The sequence below is a fragment of the Rhodopirellula halodulae genome, from assembly GCF_020966775.1.
GTDB lineage: Bacteria > Planctomycetota > Planctomycetia > Pirellulales > Pirellulaceae > Rhodopirellula > Rhodopirellula halodulae.
The window spans coordinates 1-14,783 of sequence record NZ_JAJKFV010000024.1; the positions used below are offsets into that span (position 1 = coordinate 1).

Sequence of the window (14,783 nt, forward strand, 5' to 3'; positions counted from 1 at the left end):
TGCCCATCCATGGCGGGCCCTCCTTGAATTTGAGTACCTGTGAAATACCAACTCAAGGATGGTCCGCTCTTTTCATGCCAAATTGGTTTTCGGATAGGTTCTAAGACTCCAACTCGCCGATGCGATACTCGATCGCGGAGCTGTTAGCGTTTCCTTGCTTTGCGATACTTGCTGTCGGCATCAACGGCTACGCAAACTACCTTACGATTGACGTTCGATACGAATGTGTTCTGTGGTTCGGCGTTGACGACTGGAATCTGCACCGGACGCTCCCACGATGGCTTTATGAAGGAATGCTCGACATAGCCGGGCGTCCGATTGACTACGGGCTTGCGACCACCGCCTCATGCCTCCTCCTTCTATTCGGCCGTTTCGCTCGGATCGCGGGTCTTTCATTGCTATTGACCATGCCGATTTCATGCTTTCACAGTGAAATCGCTCCAAGTCTCATTTACCGTTGGCTCGAACTTCCGATTGCGTTGCTTCTGGTGTGCGTTTATTTGCTTCTATGCCGCAGGCCTTCCGTCGTGACTCATCCGACGGCGAACGCCATCGCGACTGCCATCTTCGTGGTATTGGGTGTCTTGGGACTGTCTCTTCTTTCGCGACTGCCTAATTTTCCGATGTGGCACTACCGGACCTGATGACCGTGCCTTACTGTGAAAGGCGGGTAACCATCGCGTGCACACGGAGCGGCGGTGGAGAGCTTGTACAAATGGTTGCCGTGCTCCCGCCGCCCGGTGACGCGGGCCGTTATCCGACTGAGGTTGACGACTTAACCTTGCGTAATCCATACGAGCCGCCGCAAGCACGATCCGCTGCTCCGCGCCCCACAACCGGCCCGCCTTCCAGTCGTTTCTCCAACACGATCCCTTTCATCGTAGGTATTGCGTTTGTCGGATATTGGATCGGTGGATTCTACTTTTTTCGCGAATGGCAACTCGATCTAGCCGCTCTTCCCGATTTCAAGCGTCAGGCGCAATACAACGTGCTCGGTTCGGTTGATGTGACACTCGTGATGTTTGCTGTGCTAATCGCCAGAATTCGGCTGGCTTGTATCGTCTGCGGATTTGCATTGATCGGGTTGCAAATTTCACTTTCTACGCTTGCTGTGAGATCCGGCATGGTAGACACTTTGGACGCTGCGGTTGCATCGGTCCCTATTTCTACTGGATTGGCCTTCACTACTTGGCTGAGTTACGTTTTTTGCGTGCAAAAACGCACGAAACACTGATCGACGAAGGTGGATAACCATGCGATTCACACGGAGCCGCCGAACACGCGGTTGGCAAATGGTGATCGTTTCTTCGGCGGCCCGGTGATCGCTGCCGTTCTGTTTACGGAGTTTAAAATGAAGCCGCTTCGATTAACCCTGATTCTACTGAGCGTGTTTTGCGCTGCGGATCTGGCCTACTCTGAAGATCACCCAAATCACATGGTCGGCCTCATCGATGGCCAGACCCTCATTGGCCTCAAACGCATTGACAAAACAAACGACTACATCGTTACGCTCGTTACTGACGCAGAGGCGGACATAGAACGCGATGTCGCCAGCCTGGACATCCCCAAATTGTTCGCCAAGCATCCGCAGGTCGCGGAGCGAGGAACTGCGGTGCTCACCGCATTTCGCACATCGCTTGCGGAGAAAGAATCGGACATTCCCCGAGGAGCAAAGCTTGGTCAGCCGAAATTGCACGTGTCACCAACTGCTGGCAAACTTCACAAGGTGCACCACGTTGGTCGCGACTACATTTTGCTGGAATCATCTGATGCCGAACAGCCAAGAAAATTTGCGGTGAATAGCCGTTTGATTCGTGAGATACGCTGGTACAGCGGTCCAGGCTTTGGGGCATCCGTGAGGCATCTCCGCGAAAACAACACAGAACAATGAAATGCACGGGAGAACGGGTGGTTCGTTTTCTCGTTTGCTTGCAAGTCTTTCGCCCGTTCCCCGTGATTTTTAGCGTTCTGCCGCTGATATGTCCGAGATCCTCGAACAAATCGATCATCCGTTTTGGGGCACGGTCCAACGCCGTTCCGGATACGAAGGATGGGACCTTGAACAGGCTGAGTCACTTCCAAACGGAACCACCACTATGCTGCGCTTCGGCTTCGATGATCCAAGCGATCCGACAGTGCAAGAAAACTATTCCGCGATTCGTACCTGCTGGTCAGAAATCTGGCCTCGAATCCTAAACCGGATTGCTCAAATGAAATCTGCGTATGGCTATGGGGACACTCCACTGAACCCAGCCTTCGACTGGTTTAGCATTTCGGTACCAACAGATCCTTTAGCGACCGGAGCAGAATGGAGCGTGATGCTGCAGGCAGCAGAAGCTGGATGGTTGATTGATTTCGAGGGCTGGGAAGATTCTGGTGGACAAGGCGTCTTCTGATTGGTTCCGTTACCGACGAAGGCAGAACAATCCAATGCACCCGAACGGCGAAGTCGGGCGTTTTCAAATGGACAATCTCTCGTTGCCGCCGGGTGATTGGTGACGTTCTGCCACCAGGATAAATCAGCTCTCCAATGTCAACACGATTTGAGATTCTGAAAAACGGCGAACGTGTTTGCATCTCTGGGATTAATGGTGACGGTGTGCTTACTGTCGGCGTGACCTACGTCAAACATCCGGGACAAGACCTGAACCACGATCTGCAGATTGGCGGGCTCGGCATGTTCGATGGCTCGAAGGATCGCCGACATCATGCGGACTGGCCGTCACCCGACGTTACCACCGGTGACGAAAACACAATTCGGATTCTGCCGCCTGGTGAATTCGACGAGCCATGCGGCGTGACCGGCAGTCCCAAGAAATCGATTGATGACACCGAACTGGGAACGCTCAACTACTACATCGATTCGTGGGACGCTGACATTGCCTTCGACGCCCCTCCACTCGAATCGGCACACATTCATATTTGCGCGGATGAGAATGGCCCCACCGAACTGCAACGCAAGCTTCTCCGTGATCTTCCGGATCGCCACTTGAAATTGTGGCCCGACATCCTCACGGCACTCGTCAAATGCCACCCTGAGATCGACACGTCCGACGAGCTATCTTCACGGCTGAGGTCTCATATTGGCATCATCATGTATGGTGACTCAAGCTCGATCGAGCTAACGTACAGCGTCGAGGGAGATCCAGAGTTTCGCGGCTATTTGTGATTGGGAGATTGCTGAAGTTTGTGTGGCCGAATGAAGTGGCAGAACCAGGCAATGCACCCGAGTCGCGAAGTCGGGCGTTTTGAAAATGGACAATCTCTCGTCGCGACCGGGTGATTGCAATCGTTATGCGTGAGACAGAACCTTAACTCCATGCTCGCGTTCTGTGCTCATCGACAGCCCAACCGATGCTGGATACCAGAACGGTCTTGAGCTCGGAAATGCCGCGTGAAATTCATGCTCGCGATTGCGTTCCAGCCATGCCGAAACCACGTTCGACATGGCAAACACTACCGGTCGACGCTGAACCGACTGACACTCGCGTGCTCGTGAACTCACTGACTCTCACCGAAATGCATCGCTCGACTGACAATCGAAAACTTACTCCACACCATGCTCTTGATCGCGTTCGACTGTCGCGGAAATGCATAACCATTGCGTGCACACGGAGCGGTGGTGGAGACTGGGTACACTTTCCAATTACATCTCTCGCCACCGCCCGGTGACGCCGAACGTTATCGCGGCGACTTGTGTAGGACGTAGCGATGCCGATCTTGGTTGCACACCACGCCGTCATTGATGCTCGTGACCGTCTGCTCGACGGTTCAACGATGACACAATGGAAACATTCAACACAGCGAACATCAAACCAATCGACGCTGGACACAATGGACGACACAACTGCGATCGGTCGCTCGGCATACTGCGTCGCTCGAACTTGCAGCACTCGTCGCGGTCATGCGAACGATGTCGATTGCGTCTGATACAATCCTTTGACGTTCTCCATCGACATCGTACCCATCGCTTCCTCACCTGTCGGTGCGCTCGTGATCGTCACTCGACGGTATCGAGTCGCTCGATCGGCTCAACATTAGTATTCCCGATAACCATGCGATGATGACGGAGCGGTGGTGGAGACCAACTTGGCATTCCAATCACATCCCTCGCCACCGCCCGCATATCGCAAACGTTATCGCGGCGACTCACGCGGGGCGTGGCGATGACAATCTCAGTTGAACACCACGCCATCATTGATGCTCGCGAACGGCCTCTCGACGGCGCAACGATGACACAATGTAAATGTTCAACACTTTGAACGTCGGACCAATCGACGCTGAACAAAATGGTCGCCACAACTGTGATCGGTCGCTCGACACATCATGTCATTCGAGCTTGTTGAATCCGTCGCGGTCATGCGAACGGTCGTCAACCTTTCGGACGAACGGGCTGCGTTCCGGTTGCCAACCGATCGCCTCACCGCGACTCCAACGTGTCACCGTTGCGTAAACTCCCGGAAACGATGCGAACGATGTCGATTACGTCTGATACAATCCTTCGACGTTCTCCATCGACATCGTACCCATCGCTTCCTCACCTGTCGGTGCGCTCGTGATCGTCACTCGACGGTTTCGAGTCGCTCGATTGGCTCAACATTAGTATTTCCGATAACCACGCGATGATGACGGAGCGGTGGTGGAGACCAACTTGGCGTTCCAATCACATCGCTCGCCACCGCCCGCATATCGCAAACGTTACCCCATCGGAGTATCAATTGCCTGACCATCAAGTCCTGACGCTACATGCTGAGGTTTCCGAAGAGGATGCTGCGAACGGAATCCCAAAGCTCCAAGCTGCCATCGAGAAACTGCCATGCTTAACCACCGAGGTTTCCTTTGCCGAAAACGACGTGACTGTCACGGTGACCTTCGTCGACGAAGACGCGACGGATTCGTTGCTGGATCAAATCGTCGAACTGATCGGAGACATCTTCCCTGCCGGCGACGATTCACAACCCGTCGAGTTCCAAGATTCCCGATTTGGACGTCTCATTTTTCGTGATGAATACTCATGGTTTGAGGGATCTTTCGAGCTACCAGAAACAGGCGATACCGTGGACCTCTTCCTTGATTCAGCTCCAGAAGCACCGAATCAAGCATCTATTGACCGTGCCAAGCAGATTACAGACGAATGGCCACAACGCAGATCAACTATTCTCGCACGAATCACGGACAATCTATTGGACCTTTACAACAAAGAATGGCGGAAACTGGACGAGAGCGACGAAGGCCCATTGGATGCCGGCAGATTTTCCGATCGATTATCATTGTGCTCGTTGGCGATAGATTCCGAACAATTCGTGACCTTGGGGTTTCACGCTGACGGGATGTTTACAGACCATGGCGTGACCGCAACGGTTTCCACTGAAGATGAGATTGACGCTTGGGTGGACTAGCTGAGATCGGGACTGGGGTAACCATGGGTTGCAACGGAGGCCGCGAGTTGACGTTTTTAAAGTGGTGAGTCGCTCGCGCGGCCCCGCTGAACCCTACCGTTATCCGACTGAAATCCATGCCGTTTCACCCATGACTTCACGGTTGCCCCAGAACGAACGCACCGTTCACGCCTCCAGCGTTTCTTGGCGCAAACGTGCGATTCGCATGCTGCTGTCAATCGGCGTAGCGTGTATCATTGTGTCTGTTTTGGCTGTTGGGACTGCGTCGGAATCGCCTTCGGGATCACCGGCAGGATGGCTCGCATTTGGCGCGTTCGTGACTGGATCGCTGTGCTTTATCGGGGCGTCCGTTTTGCACCGGCCCTTAATCCGGAGATGACTGAGCACCCTTGATTGCTTGGGCTCGCTGCTTTGTCTGTTATTCGTCTATCGCTCGGTTGCCAACGCTGCGTCAAAGCAAAAACGACCACGATTGCAACGATCCCGCGTATTGTGATCCGTCACCAAATTGTCTATTTTGCCATTTCGGACACTACGTTCAAACTACGACAACCACGATTGCTCACGCTCGTCCACCGTAAGCGGATAACCATGGCATGCACCGGAGCAAGTGTGTCGCCGCTCCGGTGGTTGGCTTCGCCATTTTACCACCTCCGCTACGTCACCCTTGCCCGGTGATGCTGGGCGTTCCCCAACTGAGATCGTCAGCGTGAACGAACAACGTCGTCCTGTTCGGGTCGCCGACCTTTTGTTGCTGTGTGCGTTTGTAGCGTTCGTGTTCGCATTCGTTGTTCCCGCGTATCGATTCGCCTTTGACGCAGATCAGAATGTTGCTTCGATCACAGATGGGTTGCTCGGTCCCATTTGTATTCTCGCGACGATTGGCGTCGTCGCGCTTCCGATTCTTCACATGGTGCTCGGACTGGGCCTGGTACGATCACGAGGATCGTTTGTGACACACACAATTGCGATTGCTATAGTCTTCAACGCCATTTCATCGGGCTTCGCGTCGGCAACCATCGGTCGCGCGTGTGCGATGCTAATTGCCGGGTGACGTGCATTTCACATCCATCATAAACCGCGAGAGCGGGGAACAATCCGATGCACCCGAGTCGCCGAGCCGGGCGTTTTGAAAATGGAAAATTGCTCGCGGCGACCGGGTGATCGGTACCGTTATCGCGGCGACGAATGCAGGACGTAGTGACGCCGATCTCAGTTGCACACCACGCCATCATTGATGCTCGCGAACGGCCGCTCGACGGTGCAACGATGACACAATGAAAACGTTCAACACCATGAACGTCAAACCAACCGACGATCAACACGATGGCGGACAAAACTGCGGCCGGTCGCTCGGCACACTCCGACGCTCGACCATTCAACATTCGTCGCGGTTATGCGAACGATGCCGATTACGTCTGATACAATCGTTTGATGGTCTTTATTGACATCGTACCTATCGCTTCCTCAGCTGTCGGTGCGCTCGTGAGCCTCGCTCAACGATTCTAAGTCGCTCGATTGAATCCACGAAAGTGTTCCCGATAACCATGCGATGATGACGGAGCGGTGGTGGAGACCAACTCGGCGTTCCAGTCACATCGCTCGCCACCGCCCGCATATCGCTACCGTTACGTCTAAGACCAAGAACATCTCAGACTCGCATGGAACCCTTTCACGATTTTGACTTGTCCGATTTTCGGGAGCCGGGCGAGTACGCCGATGAACAATACGTTGGCGAGCCTTTCACGGATGCGGACGTCGATCGAGTCGAACGTGAACTAGGGTTCAAGATTCCCGCGTCCTACGTTGCGCTGATGCGTACTCAGAATGGCGGAATATCGCGAAACTCCTGCTATCGCATGTCCGAACCAACTTCATGGGCTGAAGACCACGTTGCGATTGAAGGGATTCATGGCATTGGAAGCGAAAAAGATTGTTCCCTCTGTGGTGTGACGGGCAGCAAATTCTGGATGGAAGAATGGGGCTATCCGGCTATCGGAATCTACTTTGGCGATTGCCCTTCCGCTGGTCACGATATGATCTGTCTGGATTACCGAGAATGCGGACCTGATGGTGAACCGAGTGTCGTTCACGTGGACCAGGAATCTGACTACAGAATCACATTCGGCGCAAAAGACTTCGAGACGTTCATTCGTGGGCTTGAACCGGAAGAAGTGTTCGACGAAGAGACGTAACCATGGCATGAACGCGGAGCCGCCGACATCGCGTTTTCAAATGGAGCATCAACCGCGGCGGCCCGGTTATGCCAGACGTTCCCCGGCAGACGATCGATACACCGCAGGAACCGAATTGATTCATTGAGCAAACTATGCCCACGTACATGAAGATCACAACTGCCGCACTCGTCCTGTCGGGCGTTGCCTATGCGGGATGGACACTTCTGAATCTGTACTGGCTAACGCACGAACCTCTTGCCTTGGCCATTGCCGTCGTCGTGTCAACTGGATCACTCGTTATTCCGGCGTACACTGAATATAGGGCGATCCGATGCAACGATAGGACCGCAACGATTCTGTGCATAATCGGTTGGGGACTTCTGGCGTTCGTCTCATTTCTGCAACTCATCGCCATTCTTGGCATCGCCCAGAACTCTATGGCGGCGCTCGTTGCGCTGATCACACTTGCATCCCTTTCTTTTACAGGCTCGCACGTTTGTTGGTTGTTTGCGTGCAATACACGGCCTCCTCGAGCATCCTCATCGGGCGGGGAACCATCCCGTGCACCGGAGCCGGGCTTGTGTGCTGTCACGAATGGACAATCAACTTTCCCGGCCCGGTGACGGGGACCGTTCCCCGGCGGCAGCATCGACGCAGATGAAACGTTCAAGTGCACGATTTACGATTGTTAGCTTACTCGCGTTCGTTGCTCTCTGCGCGGTCTTCTTCGCCGTCGCCGCTGCTCGTCCCTCACGCACAATTCGGATGACCGCTCACGCTAACGGCAGCTTTACTTTCGAGACGCAACCATGTTCGGTAGTTGATCTTGAGCCGCTGATCTCAGACGCCGTATCTATGCGAAGGCGTTGGTTCCTCGAACCGCGGACACTCATTCAGGTCGAATCGGAAGTAGAGTTTGCACGCGTACCGGAGGTGATGCATGTCGTAGCGTCAGCAGGGTGCGAAGAGATTCAGCTTGCATTGCCTCCTGAGCTTTCCAGTAAACTATCAATGCCGAGGCGCACATCGGATCCCTGGCAGGACTGAGAACTCGGGGAACCATCGGATGCACGTGAGTCGCCGAGTCAAGTCGATAGAAGTGGTGAGTCGTTCGCGGCGACCACGTGATCCGTATCGTTCCCCGACTGAATTGACGACGTGAAATTTTGCCTTAGTCCAAAATCGGGTGCGTCCCCAATTCCGTACGCCGAACTGATCGATCGTCTTCAATCCGAATTCAACGAACGAATGTCAGTGTCCGACATCAGCGAGCCAGACGTTGAGGGGATGGTGGCTGAACTCATTGAATTGGACGCACCACGACAGATGATTGATGATGCTCGATCTGGCGTCATCTTGCGCGTTTCGATCTACGATTTTGATTTTTCGGATGACTACGTTACGTTTGACATCACTCCCGCGATGTATTCGTTGATCGGGCACTATCCGGATGGGGATACGGGCACGATACTCGGATTACTGGATCGTTGCTCAAGAGTGCTTGACTATTCGCTTGCAATTGAGACGTGAAACCAGAAAGCGGTGAACAATCGCGTGCACCGGAGTACGCGAGTCGGGCGGTTTTGAAATTGAGAATTTTTCGCGCGTACCCGGTGACGCGTGACGTTCTGACAACAAACCTGCATCCATGATCTACGAACAATGGCAGAACGAGCTGTTTGGTCTTCCGCCCGAAGCCGATCCAGTGATGCACGAACATTCGGAGGACTTTTACGCTGTGCCACCTGATGTCGCGTTCGATTACGTTGATCGGGTACTTCGGGACCTGGATGTCCACTCACGGTTTTCAAAGGACCAACTAGGCAAGGGCATCAATACGATCTACTCAAATTGCTGCAGCGACCTGCCGTTTCTATACACCACCGAGTGCGACGAGATCCGAAGAATCAAAGGGATAAATAATCTCACGAACCTCTACCGAAACTTCTTTGACAGGCACTGCACCTCGGGTGTGACAGGTATTGGCAACGAGCAAAGCGACGGCCCAATGGGCTTCATTTGCTACATGCTTTGGGACGTTTTCGTGCTTTATCCCGGTAACGCAACGCCGGCGATGATCGACGCAGCGATTAATGTGATGCACTCAGCGCTTGCATCTTCCAACGACAATAGTCTCGTTTCTGCGATTCACGGCCTCGGCCACTGGGCATTTTATGTTCCTGAAGCCAAAACCACGCTGAAACATTGGCTCCAGAGGCCGACGACTGGTAACCCCGTTGTACTTGAATACGCTCGCACCGCGATCACCGGCATGATTCTATAGTGCAGAACCATGCGATGCACACCGAGCCGCCGAGTAGTGTTTTCACAAGTGGTTGATTGCTCGCGGCGGCCGGGTGATCGCTGCCGTTATGCGTGGGACAGAAGCTCAAATCCATACTCGCGATCAGTGCTCACTGCCGACCCGACCAATGCTGGATGCCGGAACGATCTCGTGCTCCGAAATGCCGCGTGAAGTTCATGCTCGCGTTTGCGCTTGTTCCGTGCCCAACCAAAGCTCCACGCCACATCCATTGATCGTCGACGCTGAACCGACAGACACTCGATTGCTCGTGATCTCACCAGTTCTTATCGAAATGAATCGCTCGGCTGACAATCGATCACCTACTCCACTCTGTGCTTGTGATTGCGTTCGGCTGCCGCGGAAATGCATAACCATGCCGTGCACACGGAGCGGTGGTGGAGAGTTGGTACACTTTCCAATCACATCTTTCGCCACCGCCCGGTGACGGCTGCCGTTCACAGGATCTAACCTGCGAGTTTCTTCCAATGTGCTACAACGTCCGGGTGTGCGTTCTCAACGTCTTCGAGCTTCTTCGCGGCTTGCTCTGCGATCCACTCTTTCCATGACTCCCGTGATTCTTCGAGCTTCTTGTGGTTGTCATATTGTGGGTACAACTCATCCTCGCCTTTGAGGATCAAGAACGGGCCGTCAAGGTTCCGCGTGCGTCGGAGAATATCCAAGTCCGCACAAGATGCCTGAAATCCTGTGACACCTAACTTGCTTGCCACGAAATTAAACGCCGCTGTTGCGGCTAGGCTCATCGCGTAGCAACACGTTCCGTAGTCGTGCTCGCGTTCAACCAGTGATGTAATGTAGCCTTGCAACTCTTCGACGGTGTCAAATGTTGGGGCTGTCTCTTCTCGCATTTCTTGCTCTGTTTTCATCATCGACCTGTGAACAAAATGTTGTACCGGAGCACGCGATCCGGCGTTTTGGCAAATCAAAAGTCTACCGGCGCGTGCCCGGTAAACATTAGCGTTATTCGGTTGACATCTCCGCCCATACCCGAACGTATCCACGTTCAGTGCTCGATCCGGTTTCGCCCATTCCCAACCCTGCGCGTTTCTTGCGCATGCGGCGTATTTGCTGACAGTACACTGCACTCACTGGTCGAAACCGAAGTCGCGTCTCACACGCCACCGATGTGGCCGAAGGCTAACGATTGCGATCGACAGTCTCAACTCTAGGATCGGCTGACATCCGAACCCATGTAGCTCTCCCTGCAGGACGTGATGCGATTCTCGCCTGCGTATTCCCTGCGGGGCTTGTCCTTCACCTGCAACGCCGGCCGCGATACGACACGGGCTCACTTTCGACGCAATCGTCGCCTTGCCCCAGAGCACTCCGAATAACCATTGCGTGCACACGGAGCGGTGGTGGAGACTTGGTAACCTTTCCAATCACATCTCTCGCCACCGCCCGGTGACGCCGAACGTTATGCGTGAGACAGAAGCTCAGATCCATGCTCGCGATCAGTGCCTACTACCGACCCAGCCGATGCTCGATACTGGAATGATCTCGTGCTCGGATATGCCGCGTGAAATTCATGCTCGCGATTGCGCTCGAATCATGCCGAAACGACGTTCGACGCCGCGCACACCATTCATCAACGTTGAACCGACTGACACTTAAGTGCTCATGACCTCGCCGACTTTCATCGAAATGTATCGCTCGGCAGACAATCGAACACCTGCTCCACTCGATGCTCGCGATCGCGCACGGCTGCTGCGGAAACGCATAACCATTGCATGCACACGGAGCGGTGGTGGAGACCTACTTCACTTTCCAATCACGTTGGCTTCCACCGCCCGGTGATGTTGACCGTTATCCGAATGAAAACAGCATGAAGACCTTAGTGAAAGTTGGCTTCGCAGCGCTGGCGTTCACAGCCTGCACGAGCGGCGACGGTCTCATGGCGCAATCGCCTTCTGCGGCAGAAAAGCAAACTGTCAAGAAGCTATCGCTGTCCTTCCGTGATGGCGCCTTTGTTGTAGAAGGAAAAGCCTACAAGTTTCCACTATCGATGAAGGTGTTGGTTTCCAAATTTGGCGAACCGGATCGCCAGCGAAGGCGTGCATACATCATTTCAACATGGGACTCTCTTGGCCTGTTTGCGTATCAGAAGACGGAAGATGGCCCTGTCCTTTGTTTAACCATCGCCTTTTCAGAGCTTAGTTACGCGTTCGCGCCGAAAACGCCGTTCCGAGGCACTTTTCGCTATTTCGACAAGGAAATCAACGCACGTTCAACACGTCAAGAATTGGACGCTGCTGGATTGAATCAGGACGATACGCTCACGACATGCCATATCGGGTATTGGCCAGGCGGCGAAGTCGTCGCTGAGTATATCGAGTCCCTAAGAGAGCTTACTATTAACCCCGACGACGATCCGGAAGACGGATAACCAAGCGATGAACGCGGAGTGGCCGGCAGCGCGTTTAGAGATGGAAGATCAACCGCGGCCACCCGGTTATCGCAGGCGTTATCCGATGGAATGATTTGAACGCACGCTTCTCAATTCGTACGCTTTTGCTGCTCGCCGCGTTCTCGGCGGCGGTATTCTGTGCGTGGAACTGGTATAGTCTCCAAGACACAAATCGATCTGTTGATCGTTTCTACTGGAATGAGAGGTCAAACGGGATTGCGGCTCAGCGATGGGAACATGGTTGGCGATACGCTGGCGAGATACTCGGTTTGGGAAGTTGCGTTGTGCTTCATCATCAACGCCCGCAACACACGAAATATGGACAACATGGAGGGTATGAAGTTGTTATCCAACTTCCGAAAGATGTGGCCGTGGGTGATAAAATCACGCTTTCACCGGTACCGCCAGATCGACAAGGCGAGTCTCATCCGCACGACATGCGATACACACTTATGTTGCCGGGGGAATTCACCGCCTATACATTCGGTGATCACATCGGATCGCTCGTGGCGAATTCTGAAATCCATTCATCGACTGTCAATATCAAAGCGATGACCGCCGATCGTGTGGTGCTACACGCGGACATCGACGTCACAATACCCGAGTTTTACGATCTGAAGCTTGATCGAGACTTTACACTAAAACGAATTCCCCAAGACGGTGGATAACCATACCGTGCACCGGAGCCGGGCTTTCGGCCGTTTTTGCAATGGTCGACTTTACTCTCCCGGCCCGGTGACGGGTAGCGTTCTGCCACAATGAAGCGATGACTTCGATTCCAACCCCAACCGAGATTGATGCCTTCGTTGCGGCTTGCCCGAAGAACGTGCCGCAATCGTTTGTCGATTTCCACCGTCAACATGGCGCGGTGAAGATGGACATCGAATCGATTGGTTCCGGCTTGGTATGGATGTGGCCACTACCGCAAGTGCTGCAATGTAGTGAGGAATACGGATTCGACGAGTTCGCGCCGGGACTACTCGGCATCGGCACTGATGGCTGTGGAGAACTCTATGCAATCGACATTCGTGATGAGGGAACAGGGGCGGTTGGTGACATTCCCGCGACCTCACTCCAATGGGACGACTTTCGGGAGCTCTCGCCGTCATTCGATGACTTTGCGTCCAAGCTCATGGCGGGTACACCGATCATTGAACCCGACGACATTGATGCCGACACAAACTAGGCACTGTCCCTTAAATACGTTTCAGCATTCTTCGGATGGCTGCGATCTTAATAAATGCCAGGTACGAGTCCGGAAGTTTATCAAACCTCATGGCAACACGACGCGACTCCTTCAACCAGCCGATGAGTCGCTCCACAATATTGCGTTGACGGTAGGCATCCTTGTCGAAGGGCTCAACTGCGACTTCGTTTGATCGAGTAGGGATCACAACTTGAATTCCTTTCCGCGATATCGACTTGCGAATTGATTTGGAGCTATATCCCTTGTCCCCCGCAATGGCCGTCGGCCGATTGCGATGAAAGTGAACGCTGACTTGGCAATTCTGATAGAGATTCTCAAACTCTTGTGACTCATGTTTTTGGCCCCCCGTTAGAGTCACCGCCAGAAGTGTGCCACGGGAATCGGTCATGACGTGAAGCTTGGTCGAATATCCCCCGCGAGACCTTCCCAGTGCGTGAAATCGGTCGTTTTCATCACTCTGGGGAGCCATCCCAGAAGCCGCTCGGTGTGCACGGACGACACTGCCATCGACACACCAGACAGTCCGGTCGATGTTTCCAAGCTCATCCATTACACGCAGTAGCCGACGGAAAAGTTGGTCCCACAGTCCACTGATAACCCAGCGTCGGAATCGGTTGTAGACCGTTTTCCAATTGCCGAATTCGGCTGGAAGATCACGCCACGGCGAACCAGTCTGCAAGATCCAAATGATACCATTGACGAGTTTTCGATGATCAGACCAGGGCCGGCCTCGCCGAGTCTTGCTGCCAATTGCTGGCATCAGAGGTTGGATTGCGTTCCAAGCACTTTCTGTGAGATCATGTCGAGACATTTGGCTTCCTCCTTGAGTTGCTTTGGTAGGCCACTCGGGAGGTTGCCAAATGTGCCCGATAGCGGAAAGACCATTTACGGGACAGTGCCTAGGATGAGGCAGAACCATGCGATGCACGCCGAGTCGCCGACGGCGCGTTTTCAGATGGAGAATCGCTCGCGGCGACCGGGTGATCGCCGCCGTTCGCCCAATGAGAGGTTCGGCCCCTCGACCGAGTCCACGGTACGACTGAATGAAGCATCGCACACTCGCACTACTACTTTGCGTACTCGGAGTCTTCCTCTCATGGTTCCTGCCAACAATTGTCCGTGCCATCCACGATGCGCATGGGATGGCGACCGCCCATGAATTCCACTCTTAGAGCCTATCCGGAAACCGATTCAGGTTGTAAGTCGATATTTGAACGGAGGTTGGTCGCCAGCGGGTGCAAGTCTTCGGAGCATCCGTCCGATTGATGCG

At 53.9% G+C, this 14,783-nt stretch carries 15 protein-coding genes; 11 read left to right on the forward strand and 4 right to left on the reverse strand.

The annotated features are described in order from the left end of the window. Positions 1-715 precede the first annotated feature (715 nt). From LOC70_RS12870 to LOC70_RS12890, 5 genes are all read left to right on the forward strand, one after another. The gene (locus LOC70_RS12870; RefSeq protein WP_230253991.1) at positions 716-1,234 is read left to right on the forward strand and encodes a hypothetical protein; all 519 of its coding nucleotides are present in this window, start codon (positions 716-718) and stop codon (positions 1,232-1,234) included. A gap of 9 nt (positions 1,235-1,243) precedes the next feature. Continuing rightward, positions 1,244-1,891 carry a hypothetical protein gene (locus LOC70_RS12875; protein ID WP_230253992.1) on the forward strand — a complete coding sequence of 216 codons (648 nt, stop codon included), beginning with the start codon at positions 1,244-1,246 and terminating at the stop codon, positions 1,889-1,891. Between the two features lie 88 nt (positions 1,892-1,979). Further along, positions 1,980-2,396 carry a hypothetical protein gene (locus LOC70_RS12880; RefSeq protein ID WP_230253993.1) on the forward strand — a complete coding sequence of 139 codons (417 nt, stop codon included), beginning with the start codon at positions 1,980-1,982 and terminating at the stop codon, positions 2,394-2,396. Between the two features lie 134 nt (positions 2,397-2,530). Further along, the gene (locus LOC70_RS12885; protein WP_230253994.1) at positions 2,531-3,169 is read left to right on the forward strand and encodes a hypothetical protein; all 639 of its coding nucleotides are present in this window, start codon (positions 2,531-2,533) and stop codon (positions 3,167-3,169) included. A gap of 1,729 nt (positions 3,170-4,898) precedes the next feature. After that, entirely contained in the window at positions 4,899-5,399 is a 501-nt protein-coding gene (locus tag LOC70_RS12890; protein WP_230253995.1) for a DUF2262 domain-containing protein, read from the forward strand. Between the two features lie 661 nt (positions 5,400-6,060). Here the strand turns inward: LOC70_RS12890 and LOC70_RS12895 are convergent. Next, entirely contained in the window at positions 6,061-6,309 is a 249-nt protein-coding gene (locus LOC70_RS12895) for a hypothetical protein (protein WP_230253996.1), read from the reverse strand. 751 nt (positions 6,310-7,060) lie between these two features. Here LOC70_RS12895 and LOC70_RS12900 point away from each other — a divergent pair. The 3 genes from LOC70_RS12900 (at position 7,061) to LOC70_RS12910 (ending at position 9,860) form a co-directional block, all read left to right on the forward strand. Further along, complete coding sequence (locus LOC70_RS12900; RefSeq protein ID WP_230253997.1) at positions 7,061-7,594, forward strand: SMI1/KNR4 family protein; 534 nt, start codon at positions 7,061-7,063, stop codon at positions 7,592-7,594. Between the two features lie 1,230 nt (positions 7,595-8,824). Then, positions 8,825-9,106, forward strand: a complete 282-nt coding sequence (locus LOC70_RS12905) for a hypothetical protein (RefSeq protein ID WP_230253998.1) — start codon at positions 8,825-8,827, stop codon at positions 9,104-9,106. Between the two features lie 118 nt (positions 9,107-9,224). Then, positions 9,225-9,860 carry a hypothetical protein gene (locus LOC70_RS12910; protein ID WP_230253999.1) on the forward strand — a complete coding sequence of 212 codons (636 nt, stop codon included), beginning with the start codon at positions 9,225-9,227 and terminating at the stop codon, positions 9,858-9,860. A gap of 485 nt (positions 9,861-10,345) precedes the next feature. Here the strand turns inward: LOC70_RS12910 and LOC70_RS12915 are convergent, their stop codons facing one another. Continuing rightward, positions 10,346-10,747, reverse strand: a complete 402-nt coding sequence (locus tag LOC70_RS12915; RefSeq protein ID WP_230254000.1) for a hypothetical protein — start codon at positions 10,745-10,747, stop codon at positions 10,346-10,348. A gap of 977 nt (positions 10,748-11,724) precedes the next feature. Between LOC70_RS12915 and LOC70_RS12920 the strand changes: the two genes are divergently transcribed. Next, positions 11,725-12,285: a DUF7738 domain-containing protein gene (locus LOC70_RS12920; protein WP_230254001.1), complete on the forward strand. Its 561-nt coding sequence runs from the start codon at positions 11,725-11,727 to the stop codon at positions 12,283-12,285. A 227-nt stretch (positions 12,286-12,512) separates the two neighbouring features. Here the strand turns inward: LOC70_RS12920 and LOC70_RS24295 are convergent, their stop codons facing one another. Next, positions 12,513-12,635, reverse strand: a complete 123-nt coding sequence (locus LOC70_RS24295; protein WP_255716057.1) for a hypothetical protein — start codon at positions 12,633-12,635, stop codon at positions 12,513-12,515. 42 nt (positions 12,636-12,677) lie between these two features. Here LOC70_RS24295 and LOC70_RS12925 point away from each other — a divergent pair, with 42 nt between their 5' ends. Beyond that, the gene (locus tag LOC70_RS12925) at positions 12,678-12,974 is read left to right on the forward strand and encodes a hypothetical protein (RefSeq protein WP_230254002.1); all 297 of its coding nucleotides are present in this window, start codon (positions 12,678-12,680) and stop codon (positions 12,972-12,974) included. A gap of 98 nt (positions 12,975-13,072) precedes the next feature. After that, positions 13,073-13,492 carry an SMI1/KNR4 family protein gene (locus LOC70_RS12930; RefSeq protein WP_230254003.1) on the forward strand — a complete coding sequence of 140 codons (420 nt, stop codon included), beginning with the start codon at positions 13,073-13,075 and terminating at the stop codon, positions 13,490-13,492. Positions 13,493-13,502: 10 nt separating this feature from the next. Here LOC70_RS12930 and LOC70_RS12935 read toward each other — a convergent pair whose 3' ends face one another. Next, a complete protein-coding gene (locus LOC70_RS12935; RefSeq protein WP_315857260.1) occupies positions 13,503-14,639 on the reverse strand; it encodes an IS5 family transposase in 1,137 nt (378 codons plus the stop codon). Positions 14,640-14,783: the final 144 nt, after the last annotated feature.

Coding starts and splice junctions, on each gene's coding strand:
- LOC70_RS12870 (WP_230253991.1), top strand. CDS start 716: ATGGTTGCCGTGCTCCCGCCGCCCGGTGACGCGGGCCGTTATCCGACT.
- LOC70_RS12880 (WP_230253993.1), top strand. CDS start 1,980: ATGTCCGAGATCCTCGAACAAATCGATCATCCGTTTTGGGGCACGGTC.
- LOC70_RS12885 (WP_230253994.1), top strand. CDS start 2,531: ATGTCAACACGATTTGAGATTCTGAAAAACGGCGAACGTGTTTGCATC.
- LOC70_RS12900 (WP_230253997.1), top strand. CDS start 7,061: ATGGAACCCTTTCACGATTTTGACTTGTCCGATTTTCGGGAGCCGGGC.
- LOC70_RS12905 (WP_230253998.1), top strand. CDS start 8,825: ATGTCAGTGTCCGACATCAGCGAGCCAGACGTTGAGGGGATGGTGGCT.
- LOC70_RS12910 (WP_230253999.1), top strand. CDS start 9,225: ATGATCTACGAACAATGGCAGAACGAGCTGTTTGGTCTTCCGCCCGAA.
- LOC70_RS12915 (WP_230254000.1), bottom strand. CDS start 10,747: ATGCGAGAAGAGACAGCCCCAACATTTGACACCGTCGAAGAGTTGCAA.
- LOC70_RS12920 (WP_230254001.1), top strand. CDS start 11,725: ATGAAGACCTTAGTGAAAGTTGGCTTCGCAGCGCTGGCGTTCACAGCC.
- LOC70_RS24295 (WP_255716057.1), bottom strand. CDS start 12,635: ATGTTGTCCATATTTCGTGTGTTGCGGGCGTTGATGATGAAGCACAAC.
- LOC70_RS12930 (WP_230254003.1), top strand. CDS start 13,073: ATGACTTCGATTCCAACCCCAACCGAGATTGATGCCTTCGTTGCGGCT.
- LOC70_RS12935 (WP_315857260.1), bottom strand. CDS start 14,639: ATGGCACGGACAATTGTTGGCAGGAACCATGAGAGGAAGACTCCGAGT.